This window comes from Mesorhizobium sp. 113-3-3 (assembly GCF_016756495.1).
Taxonomy (GTDB): Bacteria; Pseudomonadota; Alphaproteobacteria; order Rhizobiales; family Rhizobiaceae; genus Mesorhizobium.
On record NZ_AP023243.1, the window covers coordinates 945,729 to 959,943 of the forward strand.

At 63.6% G+C, this 14,215-nt stretch carries 13 protein-coding genes; 7 read left to right on the forward strand and 6 right to left on the reverse strand.

Annotation, left to right across the window (positions count from 1 at the left end):
- The first annotated feature begins 80 nt into the window (after positions 1 to 80).
- Genes JG746_RS04445 through JG746_RS04455 form a run of 3 tightly spaced genes read left to right on the forward strand, consistent with a single transcriptional unit; the run spans position 81 to position 3,019 of the window.
- Positions 81 to 1,376, forward strand: a complete 1,296-nt coding sequence (locus JG746_RS04445) for a M24 family metallopeptidase (protein ID WP_202357068.1) — start codon at positions 81 to 83, stop codon at positions 1,374 to 1,376.
- Positions 1,373 to 2,053 carry an isochorismatase family protein gene (locus JG746_RS04450; protein WP_202357069.1) on the forward strand — a complete coding sequence of 227 codons (681 nt, stop codon included), beginning with the start codon at positions 1,373 to 1,375 and terminating at the stop codon, positions 2,051 to 2,053. Before JG746_RS04445 ends, JG746_RS04450 begins: the two co-directional genes overlap by 4 nt.
- Before the next feature lie 12 nt (positions 2,054 to 2,065).
- Positions 2,066 to 3,019, forward strand: coding sequence for an alpha/beta hydrolase (locus JG746_RS04455; protein ID WP_202357070.1), 954 nt, complete (start codon positions 2,066 to 2,068; stop codon positions 3,017 to 3,019).
- Here JG746_RS04455 and dnaQ read toward each other — a convergent pair.
- From dnaQ to JG746_RS04480, 5 genes are all read right to left on the reverse strand, one after another.
- The gene (dnaQ, locus tag JG746_RS04460; RefSeq protein ID WP_202357071.1) at positions 3,014 to 3,739 is read right to left on the reverse strand and encodes a DNA polymerase III subunit epsilon; all 726 of its coding nucleotides are present in this window, start codon (positions 3,737 to 3,739) and stop codon (positions 3,014 to 3,016) included. The genes JG746_RS04455 and dnaQ overlap by 6 nt on opposite strands.
- A 145-nt stretch (positions 3,740 to 3,884) precedes the next feature.
- Entirely contained in the window at positions 3,885 to 4,466 is a 582-nt protein-coding gene (gene coaE / locus JG746_RS04465; protein ID WP_202357072.1) for a dephospho-CoA kinase, read from the reverse strand.
- Positions 4,463 to 5,305 carry a shikimate dehydrogenase gene (locus JG746_RS04470; protein ID WP_202357073.1) on the reverse strand — a complete coding sequence of 281 codons (843 nt, stop codon included), beginning with the start codon at positions 5,303 to 5,305 and terminating at the stop codon, positions 4,463 to 4,465. The genes coaE and JG746_RS04470 overlap by 4 nt, the downstream gene beginning before the upstream one ends.
- The gene (locus JG746_RS04475; RefSeq protein WP_202357074.1) at positions 5,298 to 5,897 is read right to left on the reverse strand and encodes a Maf-like protein; all 600 of its coding nucleotides are present in this window, start codon (positions 5,895 to 5,897) and stop codon (positions 5,298 to 5,300) included. Before JG746_RS04475 ends, JG746_RS04470 begins: the two co-directional genes overlap by 8 nt.
- Before the next feature lie 279 nt (positions 5,898 to 6,176).
- Entirely contained in the window at positions 6,177 to 6,998 is an 822-nt protein-coding gene (locus tag JG746_RS04480; protein WP_202357075.1) for a pyruvate, water dikinase regulatory protein, read from the reverse strand.
- A gap of 405 nt (positions 6,999 to 7,403) precedes the next feature.
- Here JG746_RS04480 and hemE point away from each other — a divergent pair, with 405 nt between their 5' ends.
- From hemE to rho, 3 genes are all read left to right on the forward strand, one after another.
- Positions 7,404 to 8,435: a uroporphyrinogen decarboxylase gene (gene hemE, locus JG746_RS04485; protein WP_202357076.1), complete on the forward strand. Its 1,032-nt coding sequence runs from the start codon at positions 7,404 to 7,406 to the stop codon at positions 8,433 to 8,435.
- Positions 8,435 to 8,989 carry a protoporphyrinogen oxidase HemJ gene (gene hemJ / locus JG746_RS04490; protein WP_202357077.1) on the forward strand — a complete coding sequence of 185 codons (555 nt, stop codon included), beginning with the start codon at positions 8,435 to 8,437 and terminating at the stop codon, positions 8,987 to 8,989. Before hemE ends, hemJ begins: the two co-directional genes overlap by 1 nt.
- A 163-nt stretch (positions 8,990 to 9,152) precedes the next feature.
- Complete coding sequence (rho, locus tag JG746_RS04495; protein WP_019862177.1) at positions 9,153 to 10,418, forward strand: transcription termination factor Rho; 1,266 nt, start codon at positions 9,153 to 9,155, stop codon at positions 10,416 to 10,418.
- A 337-nt stretch (positions 10,419 to 10,755) separates the two neighbouring features.
- On the opposite strand, the gene JG746_RS04500 is transcribed toward rho, so the two are convergent.
- Entirely contained in the window at positions 10,756 to 12,774 is a 2,019-nt protein-coding gene (locus tag JG746_RS04500; protein ID WP_202357078.1) for a thioredoxin domain-containing protein, read from the reverse strand.
- Positions 12,775 to 12,832: 58 nt separating this feature from the next.
- Between JG746_RS04500 and mnmE the strand changes: the two genes are divergently transcribed.
- Complete coding sequence (gene mnmE, locus JG746_RS04505) at positions 12,833 to 14,164, forward strand: tRNA uridine-5-carboxymethylaminomethyl(34) synthesis GTPase MnmE (protein ID WP_202357079.1); 1,332 nt, start codon at positions 12,833 to 12,835, stop codon at positions 14,162 to 14,164.
- Positions 14,165 to 14,215: the final 51 nt, after the last annotated feature.

Here is a 14,215-nt window from a genome sequence, read left to right on the forward strand (position 1 = left end):
CAAACGCGGTTTTCCGCACAATCCTTCGATGCCTCCTGCGCCATGGTCTGACCTTGCAACAGACCCAAGGCCAGGCCCACATGAGCATCGTCGTATTCGACCCCGACAGCACCGAAGACGTCGACTTCAAGGACCGCATGCGCCACCCCGCAGCGGCCGATCCGGCCGGCGGCATGTGGCTGTCGGACACCGAGCCGTCCTTCATCGATGCCGACGCGCTGCGCAAAGGCCGGCTGGCCAAGCTGCGGGCCTGGATGCGTGACGCCGGCTATGGCGGCGTCGTGCTGTTCGATCCCTACAACCAGCGCTACGCCACCGGCTCGCGCAACATGTTCGGCTACTTCCTGCGCAATTCGACCCGTTATTTCTTCATCCCGACCGATGGGCCGATCGTGCTGTTCGAATATCCGCAGAGTTATCATGTCTCCATGGTGCTCGACACGATCGACGAGGCGCGTCCTTCCAAGCTCGTCTGGTCTTCGGTCTCCGGCCGCGACGACGAAACCGCCGGCCCCTTCGCCGACGAGATCGCCGAGCTCCTGAAGAAGCATGGCGGCGGCTCGATGAAGCTCGGGCTCGACCGCTGCAGCCATTTGCAGGCACTCGCCCTGGAAAAGCGCGGCTGCGAGGTCCGCGACTGCCAAGGCGAAATCCTGGCCGTGCGCGCGGTGAAGACGCCGGAGGAGGTGAAATGCCTGCAGGTGTCGATGGCCGGCGCCGAGGCCGCCGTTTATGCGGTGCGCGAGGCGATCAAGCCCGGTGTTTCCGAAAACGACCTGTTCGCCATCATGTATGGCGAGGTCATCCGCCAGGGGGGCGAGTTCATCGAGACGCGGCTCTTGACGTCAGGCCAGCGCACCAATCCGTGGTTCAACGAGGCCAGCGGCCGCAAGATCCGGCCCGGCGAGCTGCTCGCGCTCGATACCGACACGATCGGCTGCTACGGCTATTACTCCGATTTTTCGCGCACCTTCCGCTGCGGGCCGGGCAAGCCGACCCCCTACCAGAAATCGCTCTACCGCATGGCGCATGACCAGGTTCAGCACAATATTTCGATCGTCAAACCTGGCATGGCGTTTCGCGAGATTGCCGAGAAGGCCTGGACAATTCCGGACCGCTTCGTCGACCAGCGCTACACTTCGGTCATGCACGGCGTCGGCATGCATGGCGAGACGCCTTTCATCGCCCATGCCATGGATTACGAGACCTATGGCCGCGACGGCCATATCGTGCCAGGCATGGTGGTGAGCGTGGAAAGCTATATCGGCGAAAAGGGCGGCCGCGAGGGCGTCAAGCTGGAGGACGAGATCCTGATCACCGAGACCGGCACGGAGCTTCTGTCGCGCTTCCCCTATGAGGACGAGTTTTTGGCGTGAAGGCTCCCATCTCCATCAAGCGCGGCACCGTGGCCGCAATCTTCATCGACCTGCAGGAAGAGCACCGGCAGGACCCGCGCTACCTGGTCGAGGGTTTTGCCGGCATCCTGGCCAATGTCCAGCGCCTGCAAGAAGCGGCGCGCGCGGAAAAAGTGCCGCTCCAGCACTGGGCCTATATCGTCGATCTCGACAAGCAGGATCGGCCCTTTCATCCCGTCGGTGCCGATGGCAAGTCGGCCTTTTCCGACAAGAGCGATCCGCTGACCGAGGTCTGCCATGAAGTGTCGCCGGCCAAGGGCGAGGCGCTGCTGATCAAGGCCGAGGCCAGCGCCTTTCGCAGCGGTCCTGCCGCCGATCGGCTGAAGGCCTCCGGCATTGAATGGCTCGTCGTCGCCGGCGTCTGGACCGAGGCCTGCATCGACGCCACGGTCAAGGACGCCGTGGCAAAGGGATTTCGCGTGCTTCTGGTCAAGGATGCCTGCGGCAGCGGCAGTGCGGCGATGCACCAGACCGGCATCCTCAACCTCGCCAACCGGCTCTATGGCGGCGCCGTCACCGATACGGACGGCGCTTGTCGGCTGCTGGCCGGCGAGACGGTCACTGTATGGCGGGTCGAAGGTTCGGTGCCGCTGCGCTTCACCTTCGACAACGCAGCGGCGCTCTACGCCGATCTATGACAGCAGACCGACATGACCAGCCGCGGCAAATATGAAACACGGCTCGACCCGGCGCTGTGGGCCTATATAGAAAGTGTCAACGCCTGGTACCCGCCCGAAATCATCGGCCTGCCGATCGACAAGCAGCGCGCGGTCTATGACCGCATGTGCCGTGCCTTGCACCGCGGCCGCCCGCCGGGGGTCAGGGCCAGCGACGGCCTGGTCGCGGCGTCTGGTCATGGCATTCCGATCCGCCACTATCAGCTAACCGGCAAGGCCCCGGGCGCCATGGTGGTCTATTTCCACGGCGGCGGTTTCATCCTGGGTAACCTCGACAGCCATGACGACATCTGCGCCGAGATCTCCGCCGGCACCGGCTTCGACGTGGTGTCGGTCGACTACCGGCTGGCGCCCGAGCATGTCCATCCCGCCGCTTTCGACGATGCGATGGCCGCTTTCGCGTGGGCGGCGGTGACATCGGGCCTGCCGCTGGTGCTGTGCGGCGAGAGCGCCGGCGGCAATCTTGCCGCGGCCGTGGCGCAAGCGACGCGCCGGCATGCCCGCACGGCGGTCGGCCAGGTGCTGATCTATCCCGGTCTCGGCGGCGACGAGGGCGCCGGCTCCTATGTCGAACATGCCGAGGCGCCCCTGCTGTCCGTCGCCGACATCGCCTTCTACCGCGACGTCCGCTCGGCCAAGCGGCAATCGCCCGATGACCCGACGTTCTCACCGCTGCGCGACCGCGACTTTTCCGGCCTGCCGCCGACGGTCATCATCACGGCCGAGTGCGACCCGCTGTCGTCGGATGGCCAAACCTACCGCGACCGCATCGTTGCGGCCGGCGGCAAGGCGTGGTGGCATGAGGAGCCCCGTCTCGTGCACAGTTTTTTGCGCGCCCGCACCACAGTGCCCGCTGCCGCCCAGGCGTTCGCGCGGATCATTGCTGCGGTGGCAGTGCTGGGAAAGGGCGAGTGGCCGTATTTATAAGGATGCCGCAGCGCTTGCTTCGGATGAATTGGCCTTCAGCCACAGCGCCTTTTCACCAAGCGTGGCGACCATGGCGGCGTGCGCCGCGCGCTCGGCTTCGGTCAGGCGCGGCAGCAGCGGCCTCGGGCGCTCGGCAACGATGATCTCGATGTGCCTGATATTCTCGCCCTGTGCCGGCGCGGTGGCGCTGTCGAGGATGAGCGCGGCCTGCTTGCCGCCGATCAGCTCGATATAGACCTCGGCCAGCAATTCGGAATCGAGCAGCGCGCCGTGCTTGGTGCGCTTGGTGTTGTCGATGCCGTAGCGCCGGCAGAGTGCATCGAGGGAATTCGGGCCCATCGGATGCTTGCGGCGCGCCAGCGCCAGCGTGTCGACGACGCGGCCGGGATCGACGACGGGATGACCGAGCCGGCCGAATTCGACATTGAGGAAGCCGATGTCGAACGTGGCATTGTGCGCGACCAGCTTGGCGCCATCGGTGAAGTCCAGCCACTCCTGCGCAATCTCGGCGAAGGTCGGCTTGCCCGCGAGGTCGGCCGCGCTGATGCCGTGCACCGCCTGCGCCTCCTCATGGATCGCCCGGCCCTGCGGGTTGATGTAGTGGTGGAACGTCCTGCCGGTCGGGAACCGGTTGACCAGCTCGACGCCGCCCAGCTCGATCACGCGGTCGTCGCGCGAATCAAGGCCGGTGGTTTCCGTGTCGAAGATGATCTCGCGCATCGAATCAGTCGCTCCTAAGGGGGGCAGAATCGGGACAGCGGAACAAAATGGCAATGGGGAACGGCGTTACCTAGCACAATCGCCACAGGTTTGAGCTGCCGAGATCGGTCAGTCGAGCGCCAAAGCGATGTCGGGCCAAGCTTGTCTACCCGACCAATTCCGCAACGATGGCCTTCACCTGGGCACGCGCCGCGTCCAGCCCCTGGCTGGTATCGACAACGAAATCCGCCAGCCGGCGCTTCTCCTCATCCGGCACCTGCTTGGCCAGGATCGCCGCCAGTTTTTCTTCGCTCATGCCCGGCCGCGCCAGCACGCGCTGGCGCTGCACTTCGGCGGGCGCGGTGACGACGACGACCTTGTCGACGCGGCCACGGCCGCCGGTTTCGAACAGCAGCGGAATGTCGAGCACGGCGATCGATTCGCCAGCGTTACGATGCATGGCCAGAAACGCGTCGGCGTCGGCGCGAACCAGCGGGTGGATGATGGCCTCCAGCCGCTTCAGCGCGACGGCATCGCCAAGCACGCGAGCGCCGAGCTTTGCGCGGTCGACCACACCGCCAACCGTGGTGCCGGGAAAGGCGGCCTCGACCAAAGGCGCCGCGGCGCCCGCGTAGAGGCGATGCACCGCCTCGTCGGAATCATGGACCGGCACGCCCGCCTCGGCGAACATTTTTGCCGTCGTCGACTTGCCCATGCCGATCGAGCCGGTGAGGCCGAGCACGATCATGGTTTCGGCACCAGATCGGCGACGATGATCGCGCGGAGCTCCGCCGTGACCTCCGGCCTGATGCCGAACCAGTGTTCGAAGCCGGGCACGGCCTGGTTGAGCAGCATGCCGAGCCCGTCGACCGTCTTCAGCCCCCTGGCGCGCGCGGCGGCGAGCAGCGGCGTTTCGAGCGGCACATAGACGATGTCGGTGACGATGGCGTGGTCCGGCAACAAGGCCGGATCGGCGGCCAGGCCTTCATTGCCGACCATGCCGAGCGCGGTGGTGTTGACCAGCAGGCCGGCGTCGGCCAGCAATTCGTCGGTCGCCGCCGTGCCGTGCGCGGAGACGCCGGCGCCGAAACGATCGCGCAATTCCTGCGCCCGGGCGAGCGTTCGGTTGACGATTCTGATATCGCCGACGCCGCGTTGCTTCAGCGCCTGGATGACCGCGCGGGATGCGCCGCCGGCGCCGAGCACGACGGCGGGTCCCGTGTTCGCCCAGCCCGGCGCGCAATCATCGAGATTGGCGGCAAAGCCGTGGCCGTCGGTGTTGCCGCCCCACAAAGTGGCGTCCTCGAACCACAGCGTGTTGACGGCGCCGATCTCTTCGGCCGCCTGGTCGCGGCGGTGGGCAAGCGCGAAGGCAGCTTCCTTGTGCGGAATGGTGACATTGCCGCCGCGATAACCAGCCGCCTGCAATGTCGCGATGAATTCGGCGAAATCCTGTGGCGCCACGTCGATCGCCTCGTAGCTGCCGTCGATGCCATGTTTTGCCAGCCAGTGGCCATGGATCTTCGGCGAGCGCGAATGCTTGATCGGATGGCCGGTGACGAAGGCCTTTTTCGTTGCCTCAGCCATCGATGGCCCCCAGCGTGCGCAGTTCGGCCAGCAGCGGCAAAAGCGGCAGGCCGACAATGGTGAAATGGTCGCCCTCGATCTTCTCGAACAGCTGGATGCCTTCGCCCTCGATCTGGTAGGCGCCGACGCTGGTCAGCGCCTTGGCGCCGACGCGGGCGAGATGCCGGCCGATGAAGCCGGGGTCGAGCTTGCGCATGGTCATCCCGGCGATGCCGATATGGCGCCACAGCACCTTGCCGTCGCGCACAAGCACCGCGGCGCTGTTGAGCTGATGGGTCTTGCCCGACAGCGCCAGCAGATGACGGCGCGCACCTTCCATGTCGGCCGGCTTGTGGAACACCTCGTCGCCGAGCGAGAGCGTCTGGTCGCAGCCGAGCACCAGCGCACCCGGCCGGCGTTCGCTGACCTCGGTGGCCTTGGCCTCGGCCAGCACCAAGGCGACATCCTCGGGCGAAACGCCGCTATCCTGCAACGGCGCCTCGAGCGCCCGTTCGTCGACATCGGCCGGCACCGCCTCGACGTCGAGCCCGGCATTGAGAAGCATCGCCTTGCGGAACGGACTGCCTGAAGCGAGGATGATTTTTTCGGTCATTTTAGCACTCGGCGCAGACACAGGCGCGGTATGGGTTTCAATCTGCAACGTTGGCGCCGCCCCTCATTGTCCTGCCGGACATTTCTCCCCGTATAGAGACGGGGAGAAAGGGGCAGCATCGGTGCGGGCGCTTTTTTTCGGCTACGCTGGTGATTGGCGAAACCTTCTATGACAGCGCCCCTCTCCCCGTCACTATACGGGGAGAGGATGCCGGCAGGCAGGTGAGGGGCGGCGCCGAGTTTCCGCAAAGAAGTCTCGGAAAACGCACTCCTCGTTCAATTATCTGTTCTTCCCCCGCAGGGCAACGATGGCCGCCGCCGTTTCCTCGATCGAGCGGCGGCTGACGTCGATCATCGGCCAGCCGTGGCGCGTGCAGATCTGGCGGGCGTAGGCGAGCTCCTCGTTGATGGCGGCGCGGTCGACATAGTCGGTCGGCACGTAGGAGCTGCTGTTGCCGAGGATACGGTTCTGACGGACATGCGAGATGCGCTCGGCGGTGGCGATCAGCCCAACGATCAACGGCTTCGAGGCGCTGACCAGACTTTCCGGCACCGGCACGCCGAGCACGATCGGGATGTTGGCGGTCTTGATGCCTCTGTTAGCCAGATAGATGCTGGTCGGCGTCTTCGACGTCCTGGAAATGCCGATCAGCACGACATCGGCATCGTCCATATTGGCCGGCAGCTGGCCGTCATCATGGTCCATGGTGAAGTTGAGCGCATCGATGCGGCGGAAATATTCGGCATCGAGAACGTGCTGGGCGCCGACGCGCCGGCCGGCCGGCGTGCCGAGATACGACTGGAAGACGGTGAGCACCGGCTCCAGCACCGATACGCAAGGCAGGCCCATGGCCGCGCAGCGCTCGTCGATGCCGCGCGCCAGCTTCTGGTCGACGACCGTATAGAGAATGATGCCCGGCTCCTCCTCTATGTCCTCGAACACCTTGGCCACCTGCTTTTCGGTGCGGATGAGCGGGTAGATGTGCTCGATCGCCCGCGCGTCCTTGTATTGCGCCGAAGCCGCCCGGCCGGCGGCGAGCAGCGTTTCGCCGGTCGCGTCGGAAATCAGGTGCAGGTGAAAGAAGCTCTGGGGTTTGTTCACAGGGGATCACCTGGGGCTGTGGGCGGATGTGGATAAACCGGGACAGAAAGAGCGGCCGGTCGGAGGCGACTGTATCAGATGGCAGTTTGTCCACAATTCGGTCCTCTGTCAGCTTCGCCGGCCGGCTGGGGACAAGTCTGGGGACGGTCTCTTTTGCCTTTCGGCCATCCACAGGGCGGACTTTTTCCGTAGCTCCTTAAGACGTTGACTCCGATGGTGGATTCCAAACTATCCCCAGAACCCTGCAGCCGGGAGAACGAAGCGCGCGACAATATGCTTGCTGGCTTTTTGACTGGTGAAGCGGGACAGGTGACAACCACCACAACCAACAGACTCTTAGAATCAGAAGAATCTTAGATATAAGAATCTTTGATTATAGGAAGGCTGGGAGAGGGTAAGCGCTCGATGCCCAAAAGCCGGATCATGCTGGACGTCCTGAAGGGCGAGGCTCATTTTCCGCCTCCGCTCTGGATGATGCGCCAGGCTGGACGTTATCTGCCGGAGTATCGTGAAACACGCCGGCGCGCCGGTTCCTTCCTCGACCTCTGCTATGATCCAGACCTTGCGGTGGAAGTGACGCTGCAGCCGATCGAGCGCTTCGGCTTCGACGCATCGATCCTGTTCTCCGACATCCTTGTCGTTCCGCATGCGCTTGGCCGTGACGTGCGCTTCGAAGAGGGAAGAGGACCGCTTTTGACGCCGATCTCGGTTGACGAGATCATGGCTCTGGAAGGCGATGTGTTTCACGTGAATCTCGAACCGGTCTACGAGACGGTTCGCCGGTTGCGGACAAAACTGCCTGACGAGACCACGTTGATCGGCTTCTGCGGCGCGCCGTGGACGGTGGCGACCTACATGATTGCCGGCCATGGAACGCCCGACCAGGCACCGGCACGGCTGTTCGCTTATCGCGAGCCGGCGGCGTTCCAACATCTCTTGAAAGTGCTGGCCGATCATTCGGCGGCCTATCTGATCCGCCAGATAGAAGCCGGCGCGGATGTGGTGCAGATTTTCGATTCCTGGTCCGGCGTGCTCGACGATGCGTCGTTCGACCAGTTCTGCGTCTGGCCGGTGGCCGAGATCGTCAGGCAGGTAAGGGCTGTCCATCCCGATGTTCCCATCATCGGTTTTCCGAAGGGCGCCGGCGCGCGCTACCGGACCTATCGCCAGAAGACCGGCGTGACGGGGCTGGGGATCGACTGGACGGTGCCTCTGGCGGCGGCGAAGGACTTGCAGCGCTCAGGTGCGGTCCAGGGCAATCTCGATCCCTTGCGCCTCGTGGCTGGCGGCAAGGCGCTGTCGGATGGCGTCGAGACGATCCTGCAAGCGCTGGGAGACGGACCGCTGATCTTCAATCTCGGCCATGGCATCACGCCGGAGACGCCGATCGCGCATGTCGAGGCGATGGTGAAGCAGGTGAGGAGCGCGACACGCTGATGGCTCAGTCAAACAACACGAAGGACACTGGTAACACCAACAGCACGGGCCAGGCGATGATGCGCATGGTCGTCAGCATCGTTGTGCTGATCGTGGCGACGGCGCTTCTGTTTTTCGTCGCGCCGGAGAGCTTCTATCCCTGGGCAAAGGCGATCCATATCCTCGCCGTCATCTCGTGGATGGCCGGCATGCTCTATCTGCCGCGGCTGTTCGTCTACCATGTCGATGCCGAGAAGGGCTCGGTGCAGTCGGAGACCTTCAAGGTGATGGAGCGGCGCTTGCTGCGCGGCATCATCAATCCGGCGATGATCGTCACCTGGGTGTTCGGCCTGTGGCTCGCCTGGAAAATCTTCGGATTCCAGGGCGGCTGGCTGCATGCCAAGATCGGCCTGGTGCTGCTGATGTCCGCCGTTCATGGCTATCTGGCCGGCGCGGTACGCAAATTCGCAGAAGATCGCAACGAAAAGCCGGCGAGGCACTGGCGGATCGTCAACGAGATCCCCACATTGCTGATGATCGCCATCGTGATCCTGGTTGTCGTCAAGCCGTTCTGAGGCCGATCAGGCCTTTTAAAACGCGGCTTGCTCTTTCCCCCGACCGACGATAAAAGACGGGTCTTCCTTCCCGTCATGCGCCGCCCCTCATTGTTTTCGGCCGCGCCCGGCATTTGTCGCATCCCGCCGATATTTTTTCCCAAAGCTCACCCAGAGTCCGTCTATGCAAGAAATGAAACTTACCGAATTCAAGAACAAGAAACCGCCAGAGCTGATCGCTTATGCCGAATCGCTCGAGGTCGAGAACGCCAGCGTCATGCGCAAGCAGGAGCTGATGTTCGCGATCCTGAAGAAACTGGCCGCCCAGGACGTCGAGATCATCGGCGACGGCGTGGTCGAAGTGCTTCAAGACGGGTTCGGCTTCCTGCGCTCGGCCAACGCCAACTATCTGCCAGGTCCCGACGACATCTATATTTCGCCTTCGCAGATCCGGCGCTTTTCGCTGAAGACCGGCGATACGGTCGAAGGACCGATCCGCAGCCCGAAAGAGGGCGAGCGCTATTTCGCGCTGCTCAAGGTCAACACCATCAATTTCGACGATCCCGAGAAGATCCGCCACAAGATCCATTTCGACAATCTGACGCCGCTGTATCCGACCTCGCGGCTGAAGATGGAAATGGAGGTTCCGACCTCGAAGGACATCTCGCCGCGCGTCATCGACCTGGTGGCGCCGCTCGGCAAAGGCCAGCGCGCTTTGATCGTCGCGCAGCCGCGCACCGGCAAGACGGTGCTTTTGCAGAACATCGCCCACTCCATCACCACCAACCACCCGGAATGCTATCTGATCGTGCTTCTGATCGACGAGCGGCCGGAAGAAGTGACCGACATGCAGCGCTCGGTGAAGGGCGAGGTCGTCTCCTCGACCTTCGACGAACCGGCGGTGCGGCACGTCCAGGTCGCCGAAATGGTCATCGAAAAGGCCAAGCGCCTGGTCGAACATGGCCGCGACGTCGTCATCCTGCTCGATTCCATCACCCGCCTCGGCCGCGCCTACAACACCGTTGTGCCGTCATCCGGCAAGGTGCTGACCGGCGGTGTCGACGCCAACGCCCTGCAGCGGCCGAAGCGCTTCTTCGGTGCGGCCCGTAACATCGAGGAAGGCGGTTCGCTGACCATCATCGCCACCGCGCTGATCGACACCGGCAGCCGCATGGACGAAGTCATTTTCGAAGAGTTCAAGGGCACCGGCAATTCGGAAATCGTGCTCGACCGCAAGGTCGCCGACAAGCGCATCTATCCGGCCATGGACATCCTCAAATCCGGTACCCGCAAGGAGGACTTGCTGGTGCCGCGTCAGGACCTGCAGAAGATCTTCGTGCTGCGCCGGATTCTCGCGCCGATGGGAACCACCGATGCGATCGAGTTCCTTATCGACAAGCTCAAGCAGACCAAGACCAATGCGGATTTCTTCGATTCGATGAATACGTAAGGGTCGGTCCGAAGCTTCCGGATCTGTATAGAGCCCCATTCCGGGAAACCGGGATGGGGTTTTTCTTTGCCTGGGTTAGGTCGGCGGCCCCCATGCGGCAAATCGCATAAGTCGGCGCCGCCCCTCATTGCCCTGCCGGGCATTTCTCCCCGTATAAAGACGGGGAGAAAGAGGCAGTTTCCGCGCGGGCGTCTTTCTTCGACGACGCCGGCGATTGGCGAAACCCTCGATAACAGCTTCCCTCTCCCCGTCACTATACGGGGAAAGGATGCCGGCAGGCAGGTGAGGGGCAGCGCGAACGTTTGACAGGTGGGGCAGGAACAGTCGGCTTGGTTGCCTACCTACGAAGCAATAGACCTTCAAGTTCCCCAGCATCGGCCACCGCCGGCAAACACAGCTGCCCGGTGCAAAGCCAGGCACCCGGCTTGTCGGCCGGCGGCAGAATCCCGCCGGGGAGCAAGGGTCGATTCGTTTCCGAACCAATTGCGACGACAATGTCGACGCGGCGTGGGTCGGGGCATCGATTCGCAACCGGAACGAGCTTTGGATCCTCCAGGTCATCGACGATGACCAGTTTCAGCGGCTCGATGGCGAGCGCGCAGGCGTTGACGATGCCGGCCTGGCCATAGGCTTGGTGCGCCGCCCGGCCTGCCGCGTGCTCGGCGATCTTCCAGGCTTTCTCCTGCAATTCGAGATCGCCGGTGATGGAGGCAAGCCGCGTTAGCGCCTGGATGATCTGGCTGGTGGCTGAGGAGATGGCCTCGTCGACATCGCCCCTGATGCGGATCGGCACGTCGGTGCTGTCCGAGGCGGTCAGGTAGTAGCCTGTGCCGGCGTCGTCGGCGTGCCAATGGTCGAGCTGCTCGATGAATTGCTTGGCCTGATCGACATAGCTCCAGTCGCCCGACGCCTCGAACAAAGAGATCGCGGCATTGGCCATTGCGGCATAGTCGATCGACAAAGCAGGAAACAGTTTTCTGGCGCCGAGCATGGAATGCGGCAAGCGGCCGTCGCGGCTGGAACCGCTGATATGAGCAAAGGCCTTGGCCGCGGCCTCGGTCCAGTCGGGTCGGCTGAGCGAACGGCCGGCCTCGGCGAGTGCGGCGATCATCAGGCCGTTCCAGTCGGTGAGGGTTTTTGCGTCGAGGCCTGGCCTCACCCGCTCTTCACGGGCCGCAAGAAGCCTGGCCTTGAGCGGGATGAGCTTCGCGCGATCTGCCACGCCTTGGGCCTGCTGGGCGCGGGTCTGATGGATGACGGGCTTGCCCTCCCAGCCATGCGGGCTGGAAAGCGTGAAGTATTTGAAAAACAATGGCGAATCGTCACCGAGAGCGGTTTCGATCTCTTGCCTGCTCCAGGTGTAGAACAGCCCCTCCTCGCCATCGCTGTCGGCATCGAGGCTGGCGGCGAAGGCACCGCCGGCGACTCGCATTTCACGCAGCAGCCAGTCGACGGTTTCTTCGATTCGTACCCGGAACAAATCATTGCCGCTTGCCGCAAAAGCCCAATTGCAGAAGCGGATCAGCTCGGCATTGTCGTAGAGCATCTTTTCAAAATGCGGCACCAGCCATTCGGCATCGGTGGAGTAGCGGCTGAGGCCGCCGCCAATATGGTCGTAGATGCCGCCGCTCAGCATGCGTTCGAGGCTGACGAGCACATCGTCGCGGTGGGAAGCGTTGCCGTCGCGCAGCCAGGACAGCCATAGCGTCAGCATGAACGGCGCGTTGGGGAATTTCGGCGCGCCGCTTAAGCCGCCGAGATCGCGGTCGATCATGCCGTCGATGCGGCCGGCGAGGTCGGTGAGCGTGCCGCGGTCGAGGCTCTCCTTGGTATGCTTGCCGGAAAGACGCGCCTCGACATGGCTGGTCAGGCCGTCGGCGCTTTGATGCAGGCTATCGCGCTTCTCGCGCCAGGCCTTGTCGACCGCTTCCATCACCTGAATGAAGCCCGGGCGGCCATAGCGCGCCTCACGCGGAAAATAGGTGCCGCCCCAGAATGGCTTGCCGTCCGGCGTCAGGAACATGGTCAGCGGCCAGCCGCCTTGCTCGCCCATCGAGGAGAGCGCGGCCATATAGATCTGGTCGATGTCGGGACGCTCTTCGCGGTCGACCTTGATATTGACGAACAGACGGTTCATGACGGCGGCGACGCCGTCATTCTCGAAGCTTTCATGCGCCATGACATGGCACCAGTGGCAGGCGGCGTAGCCGACGGAAAGCAGGATCGGGCGATCGAGCGTCCTTGCTTCTTCGAGCGAAGCCGGCGACCAGGCCCGCCAATGGACGGGATTGCCGCTGTGCTGCTGCAGATAGGGGCTGGCTTCGTCGGCAAGCAGGTTTTGCGCGGGCAATGTCACAATGGCAACTCGGTTGTCCTGAAGGCGCGAGGCTAGGGCGGTTCAACAGAGCGGGCAAATGATTTCAGGCGATTCAATCGTTGCGCTGTCGAGCGGCCGCCTTCCGGCCGGTGTCGCCGTGCTGCGTATTTCGGGCCCACAGACTCGATTCGTGGTCGAAACGATCGCCGGTGGCATGGTTAAGGACCGTGTGGCCGCCTTGCGCAAGTTCAGGGCTCCGGATGGAACCGTGCTGGACAGCGGCCTGGTTGTCTTCTTTCCCGGGCCGGCCAGCTTCACCGGTGAGGATGTCGCCGAATTCCATGTCCATGGCGGACGCGCCGTGGTGGCCAGGATGTTGGAGGTCATCGCCGGTTTTGAAGGCGTCAGGCACGCGGAAGCAGGCGAATTCACGCGCCGCGCCTTTCTCAACGGCAAGGTCGACCTGGTCGAGACCGAGGCGCTGGCTGATCTGGTCAATGCCGAGACCGAGGCGCAGCGGCGCTTCGCGATCCGCAATGCCGAGGGCGTCCAGAGCGATCTGTATATGGGTTGGCGTCGCCGGCTGATCCATGCGCGGGCAATGATCGAGGCCGAGATCGACTTCGCCGATGAGGACGACGTGCCGGGATCCGTTTCGGATACGATCTGGTCGGATGTCGGCGCGATGATCGGCGAGATCGATCGTCACATCGCCGGATTTCACGCCGCCGAAATCATCCGCGACGGCTTCGAGGTGGTGATTCTTGGCGCGCCGAATGCCGGCAAGTCGAGTCTGTTCAACGCCTTGGCGCGGCGCGATGCAGCTATTGTAACGGATGAGCCGGGCACCACGCGGGACCTGCTCGAGGTGACGCTGGACCTCGGCGGCCTGCGGGTCAGGCTGACGGATACGGCGGGGCTGCGCGAGGCGCCGGGCAAGGTCGAGGCGATCGGCATCGAGAAGGCGCGTGCCAAGGCTGATCGCGCTGGTCTCTTGCTGCTGCTGGAAGACATGTTGTCTCCCGGAGACATCGGGCCGTTGCCGAGCACGGCACCTCTGCTGCGTGTCGGCACCAAGCTTGACCTGCTGGACGAGCGGGCGGCTCAAGAGAAGGCCGGTCGATACGACCATGTCATTTCAGTTATAAGCGGGGCCGGTGTGGAGGCGCTCTTGGCTGAAATCGGCCGTCGCGCGGCGGAGGCGGCCGGTGATGTCGGCGACGTGCTGCCGTCGCGCCTGCGCCATGTCGAACTGCTCAGCGAGACGAATCGCCATCTGGCTCGCGCCACCGACGATGGCACTGCGGGCCTGGAACTGCGCGCGGAGGAGTTGCGGCTGGCGGCGGATCGCCTGGGCCGGATCGTGGGTGCGATCGATGCCGAGGATATGCTCGATGTGATCTTTTCGCAGTTCTGCATCGGGAAATGATTCACGTGAAACAATGACTTGAGTGGGAGAGGCTTGGGTCCTCGGTTGATG

Excerpts from the sequence above, each read along its gene's own strand:
- rho (WP_019862177.1), top strand. The coding sequence starts at position 9,153 with ATGCAAGAAATGAAACTTACCGAATTCAAGAACAAGAAACCGCCAGAG.
- JG746_RS04475 (WP_202357074.1), bottom strand. The coding sequence starts at position 5,897 with ATGACCGAAAAAATCATCCTCGCTTCAGGCAGTCCGTTCCGCAAGGCG.
- mnmE (WP_202357079.1), top strand. The coding sequence starts at position 12,833 with ATGATTTCAGGCGATTCAATCGTTGCGCTGTCGAGCGGCCGCCTTCCG.
- hemJ (WP_202357077.1), top strand. The coding sequence starts at position 8,435 with ATGGCTCAGTCAAACAACACGAAGGACACTGGTAACACCAACAGCACG.
- JG746_RS04470 (WP_202357073.1), bottom strand. The coding sequence starts at position 5,305 with ATGGCTGAGGCAACGAAAAAGGCCTTCGTCACCGGCCATCCGATCAAG.
- dnaQ (WP_202357071.1), bottom strand. The coding sequence starts at position 3,739 with ATGCGCGAGATCATCTTCGACACGGAAACCACCGGCCTTGATTCGCGC.
- hemE (WP_202357076.1), top strand. The coding sequence starts at position 7,404 with ATGCCCAAAAGCCGGATCATGCTGGACGTCCTGAAGGGCGAGGCTCAT.
- JG746_RS04445 (WP_202357068.1), top strand. The coding sequence starts at position 81 with ATGAGCATCGTCGTATTCGACCCCGACAGCACCGAAGACGTCGACTTC.
- coaE (WP_202357072.1), bottom strand. The coding sequence starts at position 4,466 with ATGATCGTGCTCGGCCTCACCGGCTCGATCGGCATGGGCAAGTCGACG.
- JG746_RS04455 (WP_202357070.1), top strand. The coding sequence starts at position 2,066 with ATGACCAGCCGCGGCAAATATGAAACACGGCTCGACCCGGCGCTGTGG.